The following is a 9631-nucleotide window of genomic DNA, read 5'->3' as shown; positions in this document are numbered from 1 at the left end:
GGCATTACCTGACAAAGTCTTGTCCATACGTTCGTCAAGACTAATATGAAACTCAGGTCCAACCTCGCAGACAGAAACGATAGTAAAATAATCTAATATTTGAGAAGGCAAAACAAGAGTTGCCAAGGTGCGTAACATTTTTTCTTCCATAATGCGAAGGTCGGAATTATTAAGATAAATAACAAATTATTCCCCCATTGATTTTCTACTGAGCCTATTCCGAACGATGAATCACCTACAACAAATCTTAGATGAATATTATCTTGACGGCATAATAGGATTAATACCGTATGGTATCGGTGATTTGCTAACAGCAATATTTGGGTTGTTGTATATTTGGTTCGCCTTTGGGAAAGTCAAAAGTTTACCCCTTACACTGGCAATATTAAATAACTCCCTACGAGATGTCTTTCTTGGACTTATCCCGTTTTCTATTGGCAACGTTATAGATTTTTTTCATAAATCCAACACTCAGAACATGAGATTGATAACAGGATTTGTTGAAGGTAATGAACAGATTATTAGAGATGTGAACAAGAAAGCCGTACAGAGTGGATTCTTTATTGCAATCTTTTTAATATTAATAGTGTCATTAATATTAATCATTATTTATTTAACCGACATGATTTTCAGGTTATTCTAAAAAAGCTATAGAGAAGACAAAAGTCATTATATGTCAAATGATAAGTCCTAAAAAATGTATTATAAACAGCATTTAGGATTTATCGAATTTTAAATCGTATACGTTTAGAAAACAACGTTAAATCCAAATCTTATTCCTTGTTTAGAAATACCTGGCGTATGTGTATAGGTAAGACGTTTCACATAATCAATTTCCAGACATTTCAATATATTGTGAATACCCACGACAAGTTCTAAATAAGGATCATGTGTCATGACGGTTGTACCTTCAGGAAAACGGTAAAGATTCGGATCATTACTATTCTTGTCTAAGAGTGGATTGTTTTTATCTGTAAGATGTCCCCACATGCCTTTAAAAGCAAAATACTCACGCCATTTCATTTTTCTAATTAAAGGAATACGATTTAAAATCTTTCCCTCTAAATTCCATGCCATATTAAATTGTGCATAACGGTCATTTAAAAATTCCATATTTTCCATTAAGTTGAATGACCCTTGGTGTTCGAAATATGAAGTATTAACAGGGGGCATTATTAAAAGAAGATACGGCACTTTATTCCACTGTGCTCCAGCTTTAATTCTTAGATCAAAATGTCCCCAACTGCCAAGCCAAAATCTTTTATAAGCTGATATTTCAGTCATATTATAGCTAAAATCAGAACCTAATAATTTTTTAATTCCTATTGTATGAGTAAGAGTATATCGAGGGGCATCAAGGTTTACCTCTATACGTTGCTGTTTGGAGTTGATATAACTTTGTCCTGGTCGATAATCGAGTCCAAAAGTTATAGAAGACATCCTGACCTTATCTATGATATCTCCATCCATTTTTTGATAAATTAGCCTCCCCATCGGACGATTACCCTCTGTGGTAAAATTAAAACTTGTTGCAAGTCCATAATCTGTTTCCCACATGAAATTTACCATCTGTCGTTCGAATAGATACAATTTTTCAACTTTCACAGGTCTGAACGTCATAAAAATATTATCTTTATTGTGTTTGAGGTATTTATCTGAAGGAGATTCAATATCTCTATATGATTCTAAAGAAAGAGTGCGGATTGGAAATTCAATAGGCTGATACTCAGGTTTATTGAAAGAATATATCACCTTTGCTCCGTAATAATGACTCTTTGATTTCGTGCCATAAGCATAGTACCCATCAAAGAACCAATGCGGATTAAAATTTGCAGTAGTACGAGCAGCAACTCTTAAACGAATTCCGTCAATGAAATTTTTCGAAATGAATGTATTTACTGGACCTATATCAACTTTACTTGGTGATTCTGCAGTTCCAGTTTCAATAAAATTTTCAAGCAAAGCCTTAGTAACAAACATGAACCACTTGAAATTCTTTGTCTGCCCCATTTTTGCAATAAAGGAATCTATACTGGCCTCACTCTTAGTTAAACTTGTTGTACGGTGTTGACTCCAATATGCATCATCCCTCATTCTAGCGTTTGGGTCATAGGCCAGCTTAGCTTTGCCTCTAAAAAGATGATTGTCAATAGCGTTAAAAGTGTAATCATGCATTCCTGTCGTACGTATGACTATGACTCGGCTCAAAAGGTCTGTCAATTTAAGTTCAGCTATCATATTGTCTGTGGTTAATACCCACTCACCACATGGAAGTTTAGTATATTCTTGAAGAAATTTCATTGCATCTACGAAATTCACACCTGTATTAGCTGGAAGCTGCATATCACATTTTCTCACATGCAATGAGCTATCATTCAAGACATATAGTTCTCCTCTGAAACCAAAGTCTTGTTGATTTGCAGGCATAAATTGCAAACGTATGCATTGGTCATTATTCACCATCACGGTGTCGTCTATGTAGAAATGATAAAATGAAATAGCAGTTGAACCTATTGGTGATGGGAACCGTGATTGTAGAAGTTCTATCTGATCATTATAAAGATCAATATCCTTGAAAAGATCTTTTACCATTGTATTCAACGTACTACCAGTTTGAATTAGTTTGGATATGCCCTTGGTAGTCTGTCCTTTAATGATATCTTTTTCGTCCTTTGGCTCCTTGCGGTAAATATGTTGGGTAAGGGTTTCATCAACAGAGAATGGCAGAATCAGTTTTCCATTGTAAGGACATGTTTCAACTTGGTCTTTTAACCAAGGTGCCTTTTTGAACACTCCCGATTCCATATCATCAGGAGTAAGATTGTTCAATGCCATTGTAACCTTTTGATATTTATTAAATTGGTAATATTGGTGATTTTCCAAATGGGTTTGTTCCTTTGCGGCTATAACCCTTTTCATCAGTTCCACCGCAGGATTATTCTTCCTTGAATACTTATGGCGACGTTTTGCCTTTACGACAATACCCTCTAACTGTTTTGTGTCGTTAATAAGTTTAATCTCTAACACATCAGGCGTCTTTTTCGTAATCTTAATTTTACGTGGCTTATACCCTACCGCTGTAACGGTCAAGACTTCTCCGTTGATCCTTGCAATAACAAACTGCCCCGAGGCATTACTTGAAGCGCCTATTTTCAGTTTACTATAAATTGCATTTGCATAGGAAATGCTGTCACCTGACTGTGAATCTACAACATTACATTGTAAATTCTGGGCATTGGCACAAACAGCCAATGTCCAGAAAAATAAAAATAAAGATAAAAATTTAATCGATTTCTTCATCTGCTTCATAACCACCCATTTCGCGGATTGCATTCTTGAGCATCGTATATTGCTCAAAGAGATTGTTTACAGCCTCCTCACCCTTAGTGTAATCGTGCATTGGACTCTTCAAGAAGAAACTCAGGAAACGCTGTATTCCATAGCGACCAGCCCGAGCAGCCAAATCGCTAAGCAAGGTGAGATCAAGCAACAAAGGTGCTGCAAGGATAGAATCGCGGCATAGGAAATTAATCTTAATCTGCATGGGGTATCCCATCCACCCAAAAATATCAATATTGTCCCAACCTTCCTTATCGTCATTGCGAGGAGGATAATAATTAATACGCACCTTATGATATATATTTCCGTATAAGTCAGGTTGTTCTTCTGCTTTGCAAATTGTTTCAAGAGTTGAAAGTTTGCTTACTTCCTTTGTATGGAAGTTAGCAGGCTCATCGAGAACAAGTCCATCACGATTACCAAGAATGTTAGTTGAGAACCACCCCGCTAATCCAAGAGAACGTGTCTTTATAATAGGGGCAAAACCGGACTTGACAAGTGTTTGTCCAGTTTTAAAATCTTTACCTGAAATAGGCATTCTAGTTTGTTCAGAAAGTTCCCACATTGCAGGAATATCCACCGTTGTATTAGGAGCACCCATAATAAACGGACATCCTTCTGTCAATGCAGCATAAGCGTAACACATTGAAGGGGCAATATGCTCACGGTCATCCGACTTGAAAGCTTCTTCAAACTGTGCTAGATTTTTATGATATCTTTCATCGTAAGGAACGTATATTTCTGTAGATGCTGCCCAGATAACAACTATTCGACTGCAATTATTTGCTTTTTTGAAGTTTTGAATATCTTTTTTCAATTCAACAACCATGTCCCAACGGGTCTTGCAATCCTTTACATTGTCACCGTCAAGGCGTTTTGCATAGTTCTTATCAAAAGCGGCTTTCATAGGCTTAATAGCTTCAAGCTCATCACGAACAGGCTCTATATCCTTTGCTTTTAACACTTCTGCATAAACTGCTGCCTGATAGGCATTTTGAGGATATACGTCCCACGTTCCGAAAACAATATCATTTAGATCAGCTAATGGTACGATATCCTTGTAGTGAAGATACTTTTTATCCGTGCCTTTACCTACACGAATCTTGTCGTATTGGGTCATCGAACCTATTGGCTTTGCCAACCCTTTACGTGTCATGAATACTCCAGTCATAAATGTGGTAGCAACGGCTCCACAGCCAACGACCATGATTCCAAGTTTACCCTCTGCGGGAGCTACTTTTCCTTGTTTCATTTCAATACAGTATTTAAGTTCATTATAAAACGGCATTTGAGCCTATTTATTATTTAATTTAAAAATCTCTTCATTTATCAACTTGGAGTAATTGGGCAATGTCTTGGATAATTACATCTGCAATACTCACGGGATGCACTTCATTTGTCCAACCTTCACCTTGTATCCATACAGTTTTGCAGCCGATACTATGGGCGGGAACGATGTCTTTTGCATAGCTGTCTCCAACGACAACTACATCTTCTGGTGTCATATTGAGAGCTGTTACACCCAATTGGAATATCGCAGGATCAGGTTTTCGCACATTAACCACAGCACTTTCAACTATCCCGACAAATAAATTGTCAAATCCAAATTCATTGAGAACAACCGAAATATTTCCATAGAAATTACTCACAAGCACGAGGGGATATTTTTCCTTAAGTTTTAAAAGGACCTCTCTGCTATGGGCTGTATGTTTTTTTACGTTTTCATACAAATCTGTAAGCACAGCATTTTTCATACTCACTAAGGAGAAGCCTGTTGCCGACAGAAACCCCTTGGTCGATAAGTATTCAAACTCTAAAGTGAGCTTTATCTCCAATGTTTTATAGAAAGAATAATCAGACTGAATAATAAAATTTGCGTCCAATTTTCTTTCTGCAAAAACATAAGCCTCTCTAAACATCCCTTCTGAAACTGGTACGTTGTTTCGCTCATAAGCATGCCAAATCATCTTTCCCCAATGACAACCACCAGTATCCAAAGTTCCACCGTAATCAAATATAATTCCTTTAAATTCCATAGAATAATTTTTCTTATAAATTCAAACGGATCTTTTCACAAAGCTCTTCATGACGTTTATGCATGTAGATGTAAATAATGTTGTAGAGGGTAATTTCTAATAGAAAATAAACCCACGGAATATTCAGTAAGCAAGTGATATAAATAAATATAGCCCGTGAATTGAAAGTTAGAAAATTTGTCATGGGCATTAAAGGCCTGCTACCTTTCAGAAATTCCTCTTTCCATTCTTCAGGCATTTTCTCCACGGTCCGAAAATTTGTCTCAATTGTTTTGCGGAGTTTTTGAAACTCTGGGGTCCGCCTCTCTTGACTTTTACAATAATTTTGATAATTAGAATGAAAAGCTCTATCCCAAAACACACCCTCTTTACCTTTCAATTTTTCTAATTCTGCATGTTGAGCTTTATATGTATCGAGCTCCGATCCTTCATCACCCTTTAAAAAATAAAGATGTATTTGACGATAATAGTCACTTAAAGAACTTTGCTGCATGTGGCTTACTATTCCTGCTATGGCAGCAAGGGCCAAGCCGTAAAATCCCCATGGCTCAGATGTTCCGGGCATATTTTGGTTCCATATACGCAGCACGATTGCCAAATAGATAGCAAAAAACCAAACATCGCCAGCAAAACCGTCAAGACAACGGCCAATCATTGACTTCTGGTTTGTCAGTCTCGCCAGTTGACCATCAGTGGAATCACAAAAATTCGCAAGCATCAGGAGAATGACTCCAAACAAATTATGCAAGAAATCCGTAAAATAAAACATCACTCCTGCTGCTACCCCTAAAAACATAGAGAGAACGGTAATGTAGTTGGGTGCAACACCAAGTTTGTGCCAAAATAAGGCAAATGCCAGACCTATCGGACGCGTAAAATGTACATCCAACCACTCCTCCGTATCCTTAGACTTAAGGGATGCTGCTAACAGTTCTTTTATTTTTCTTCCTTTTATCTTATCTTCCATCATATTTCATAACGTAATTTGCAATCGCAGAGGCTGCTTCTTCCCTACAGCGTGAAAAACTTGGCCAGTCATTAAAATCAATGATGAAATAATCACCATCATCATTCACTATTGCATCTCCACCATAAATAGGTGTGCTTACAACTCGTGCAAGCTGTCCTGCCGCATTTTTGAGTTCTTCACATTCAAAATAAATATGCCTCGGTTTACCATTGATCAATTCATCTCCGAATTTTGAAATTCCATCATCACCGGGATAATATATTTTAAAAAAGTCCGCACCATCTATTCCATAAAATTTGATTAAATCTCCATTTATATGAGCTTGGACAACAATATCTTTGATTCCCTTGTTGGCGAATGCTTTCTTGACTTCTTCAAGTTCTTGTTTGTCCCTGCAATATCTTACATCTTCTTTTGATTGTGCTGATGCATCGCCTCTTTTCACCCAATAGCCATTATTTCCAATTTCTGGAGGTGACGGAATATTAAACTGACGCATCAAGCGATGCAGATTACCTCTTCGACATTGTTCAACTCCTTTAGCAGGATTTATTATCAATGCATTCCCCAAAGAGTCACTCTTCAACAGCTCCAATGTCTTCGATGACCTTCCCATATTCAAAATGACATCAGCACCTTGGAGACAATCAATTGCAAGATTCGTCTCTGGTATCATCACACCTCGAAAGCGCTCCAAAACCATCAGGAGAATAGCTTTGTCGTTTTCAACTGAATTTGGTGAAAAACATTCGGCTCGCTGAATCCCTACTACTTTCATTGTTTTAAGAAATCCTCAGCCTTTATAATGTCTTGAGCATGATCAATGTCTAAAACTTTAGAGAAAGGATAAGCATGAACCGTTAAACCGTCGCTTAAAAGAGCGCGTTGAAAATTACGCATTTTACTTCTCCCACTGCTGATACAACGGTTAAGAGTGGTAATGGTGCGTGGAGTCAGACCATAAATTCCTCCAGATATATACTTATAGTCTGCATCATTTTTGTCAAAAAAACCATTGACTATCAATTCTTTCTCTACCCCTACATACAAAGGTTTTTCGTCATCAACAAAATCTGTTACTCCCATGAAGGCATCAACATTTTCATGTAATGCTCGATGAAATGATTTTATATAATCCTTAAATTCTTCTTCTTGAAATATGGTATCGACAGTAGTTAGAACAAATGGCTCATTTCCTAAAAACTTACTCAATTCAAAAAAGCTATGCATTGAACTGGGAGTCGATTTAACTATCAAATTAAGTGTAACTTGTCCATTGTCTTTAATGCGGTTTTTAACTTCATTCAGATGTTCAGCAACTTCTGTCATCGCACTATTGCAGATAACGCATATTTCAGAAGCAGTATTCTGAAGAAAGATCCTAATTAACCGGTCAATAAGAAACTCACCATTGATCTTTACTAATGGTTTTGGGGATTTCACCCCTTCCTCAACAAGACGCGAACCTTCACCAGCTGCGATTATTGCATATTTCATTTTATTAAATTCAATATCATTACAGTTATGGAATTCCCGCAACAGCTTTTACCAAGCTGTCTTCAGATTTCTATTATTAAAATAATAGAGTATCTAAAGTGTTTATCGACATCCATTATATATAGGGATATCACATACAATGCAAAGATACTCTTTTTTTACCAATGCTGACAATTTGGAATGATATTTTACGTTTTATTTATGCCCCCCAAAACGGAAAATCAGACTATTTCACCAAATCTTTAACTGGGAAATCATCTAAACTTTTAATATATTCGCATCTCACATCTCGCATTCTATCCATCACCTCTTTACAGACAGTCTTGCTTATGTCCAAACCGAGATTTTCATATTTGTCTTTCGGGTGTGATTCCAATAGAGTAACCATCTTTCCAATGGTTATTTTATCTGTGTCACTTGTTGGAGAATATGTAATTTCATTTGAATCCATTGAGTTGTTTCCAGTAATCAGATTTACTTTGCAAAGATTATACAGTATATCGGTGGTCACTCGAATAGGTATGTTTGATAAAGTCTTTAATTCCAACGCTGTGTACGGACGCTGGCCACGAGCAAAACGATTGCATATATGACTTAAAATCACAGCACTCATCACCATTCTGTTGATATGGCTAACATCTTTGGTTTCAATCAAATATTCATAAAATTCTAAATTTTGATTGGTGTAACATAATTCCGCACAAAAAAGACAGATATACCATGATATTTGCATCCATAACATAAATAAGGGGAGAGCCGCAAGTGATCCATAAATGGCATTATAACTTGTTAATAAAATTTGTCCATGAATATATACCCATTGCAGACCTAACATAAGTGCTCCTGCCAACACACCTGGTCCTATGGCTTTAGACACCTTTACTTTAGTGTTCGGCATGAAAATGAACAATACGACAAAAATCATCGACATGACAAACCAAGGCAGAATATAGTGAATTAAGAATCTGGCCATTGACCCCAAGACCCAATACTCCTTTAACTGGTCAGCAAATCCATAAATGAATATGCTCAAACCAGACATGATGACAATGGCAATGGGAACTAAAAACATCATGGAGGTATAATCTGTCAGTATTCTCCGCAATGGACGGGCGCCCTTTACTTGCCAAATTGAATCAAACACTTGTTCTACAGTATTAATCAATGAGATAATACTGTAAAGCATAAATATCAGGCCAATACCAATAAATAAACCAGTTTGTGCATGTACAAGATAGGAATTAGCCAATTGTATCAACCAATTTGCAACCTCTGGTTGTCCGGAGAAAGTCTCACGACAAACTTCCTCAATATATTTTCCAAAACCAAAGCCATTGGCAATTGCAAAAATCATGGACACCAATGGAACAATTGCCAGTATTGTACTAAAAGATAATTGCGTTGCATAGCCAATATGGCCTCTCTCAAAGAAAAAGATAATTGCCAAATAAACTTTTTGTAACATACGCAAAAGCAAGTTCCTATGATGTGAGGAGTTGTCATTTTTCTTCCACATTCCTATTTTAAAGAAGTGCTTTATACTTTCTATTGTCATTTCTTACTGTTTTAATGAACGCAATGATACATAATACAAAGATAATAAAAGAATTATATGAAACTCATCAAATTAGATGAAATTTTCACGAATAAATTTTAAAACATCAATAGATTCTGTTATAACATCATCTGTAATTGACTCACATGAGCACTTTTTCGGTAGTGTCCTTAAAAGTGTGTAATTCATCTTTCCTTTCTCTGTACTTCCACTGTTATTTTATTCTTTTCTTTC

8 protein-coding genes are annotated in these 9631 nt (G+C 36.5%); 1 reads left to right on the top strand and 7 read right to left on the bottom strand.

The features are described 5' to 3' along the window. Positions 1-226: 226 nt before the first annotated feature. Positions 227-643 carry a DUF4112 domain-containing protein gene (locus tag H515_RS0109930; protein WP_025877943.1) on the top strand — a complete coding sequence of 139 codons (417 nt, stop codon included), beginning with the start codon at positions 227-229 and terminating at the stop codon, positions 641-643. 104 nt (positions 644-747) lie between these two features. On the opposite strand, the gene H515_RS13365 is transcribed toward H515_RS0109930, so the two are convergent. The 7 genes from H515_RS13365 to H515_RS0109895 all read right to left on the bottom strand — a co-directional run bounded on the left by H515_RS13365 (position 748) and on the right by H515_RS0109895 (position 9397). Beyond that, positions 748-3309 (bottom strand): DUF5686 family protein, encoded by a 2562-nt coding sequence (locus tag H515_RS13365; RefSeq protein WP_081410154.1) that lies wholly within the window; start codon positions 3307-3309, stop codon positions 748-750. After that, complete coding sequence (locus tag H515_RS0109920) at positions 3284-4591, bottom strand: inositol-3-phosphate synthase (RefSeq protein ID WP_025877941.1); 1308 nt, start codon at positions 4589-4591, stop codon at positions 3284-3286. Before H515_RS0109920 ends, H515_RS13365 begins: the two co-directional genes overlap by 26 nt. Before the next feature lie 70 nt (positions 4592-4661). Next, the gene (locus H515_RS0109915) at positions 4662-5375 is read right to left on the bottom strand and encodes an HAD family hydrolase (protein ID WP_025877938.1); all 714 of its coding nucleotides are present in this window, start codon (positions 5373-5375) and stop codon (positions 4662-4664) included. A gap of 13 nt (positions 5376-5388) precedes the next feature. Then, on the bottom strand, positions 5389-6345 hold the full coding sequence (locus tag H515_RS0109910; protein WP_154653690.1) for a CDP-alcohol phosphatidyltransferase family protein: 957 nt from the start codon (positions 6343-6345) through the stop codon (positions 5389-5391). Then, positions 6332-7123 carry a hypothetical protein gene (locus H515_RS0109905; RefSeq protein WP_025877936.1) on the bottom strand — a complete coding sequence of 264 codons (792 nt, stop codon included), beginning with the start codon at positions 7121-7123 and terminating at the stop codon, positions 6332-6334. The genes H515_RS0109910 and H515_RS0109905 overlap by 14 nt, the downstream gene beginning before the upstream one ends. Beyond that, a complete protein-coding gene (locus H515_RS0109900; RefSeq protein WP_025877935.1) occupies positions 7120-7842 on the bottom strand; it encodes a sugar phosphate nucleotidyltransferase in 723 nt (240 codons plus the stop codon). Before H515_RS0109900 ends, H515_RS0109905 begins: the two co-directional genes overlap by 4 nt. Positions 7843-8068: 226 nt before the next feature. Further along, positions 8069-9397: a YihY/virulence factor BrkB family protein gene (locus H515_RS0109895; RefSeq protein ID WP_025877933.1), complete on the bottom strand. Its 1329-nt coding sequence runs from the start codon at positions 9395-9397 to the stop codon at positions 8069-8071. Positions 9398-9631: the final 234 nt, after the last annotated feature.

The organism is Prevotella corporis DSM 18810 = JCM 8529, assembly GCF_000430525.1.
Lineage (GTDB): Bacteria > Bacteroidota > Bacteroidia > Bacteroidales > Bacteroidaceae > Prevotella > Prevotella corporis.
This window is presented reverse-complemented; position numbering and strand designations above follow the sequence as displayed.

Excerpts from the sequence above, each read along its gene's own strand:
- H515_RS0109930 (WP_025877943.1), top strand. The coding sequence starts at position 227 with ATGAATCACCTACAACAAATCTTAGATGAATATTATCTTGACGGCATA.
- H515_RS13365 (WP_081410154.1), bottom strand. The coding sequence starts at position 3,309 with ATGAAGCAGATGAAGAAATCGATTAAATTTTTATCTTTATTTTTATTT.
- H515_RS0109920 (WP_025877941.1), bottom strand. The coding sequence starts at position 4,591 with ATGAAACAAGGAAAAGTAGCTCCCGCAGAGGGTAAACTTGGAATCATG.
- H515_RS0109915 (WP_025877938.1), bottom strand. The coding sequence starts at position 5,375 with ATGGAATTTAAAGGAATTATATTTGATTACGGTGGAACTTTGGATACT.
- H515_RS0109910 (WP_154653690.1), bottom strand. The coding sequence starts at position 6,345 with ATGATGGAAGATAAGATAAAAGGAAGAAAAATAAAAGAACTGTTAGCA.
- H515_RS0109905 (WP_025877936.1), bottom strand. The coding sequence starts at position 7,123 with ATGAAAGTAGTAGGGATTCAGCGAGCCGAATGTTTTTCACCAAATTCA.
- H515_RS0109900 (WP_025877935.1), bottom strand. The coding sequence starts at position 7,842 with ATGAAATATGCAATAATCGCAGCTGGTGAAGGTTCGCGTCTTGTTGAG.
- H515_RS0109895 (WP_025877933.1), bottom strand. The coding sequence starts at position 9,397 with ATGACAATAGAAAGTATAAAGCACTTCTTTAAAATAGGAATGTGGAAG.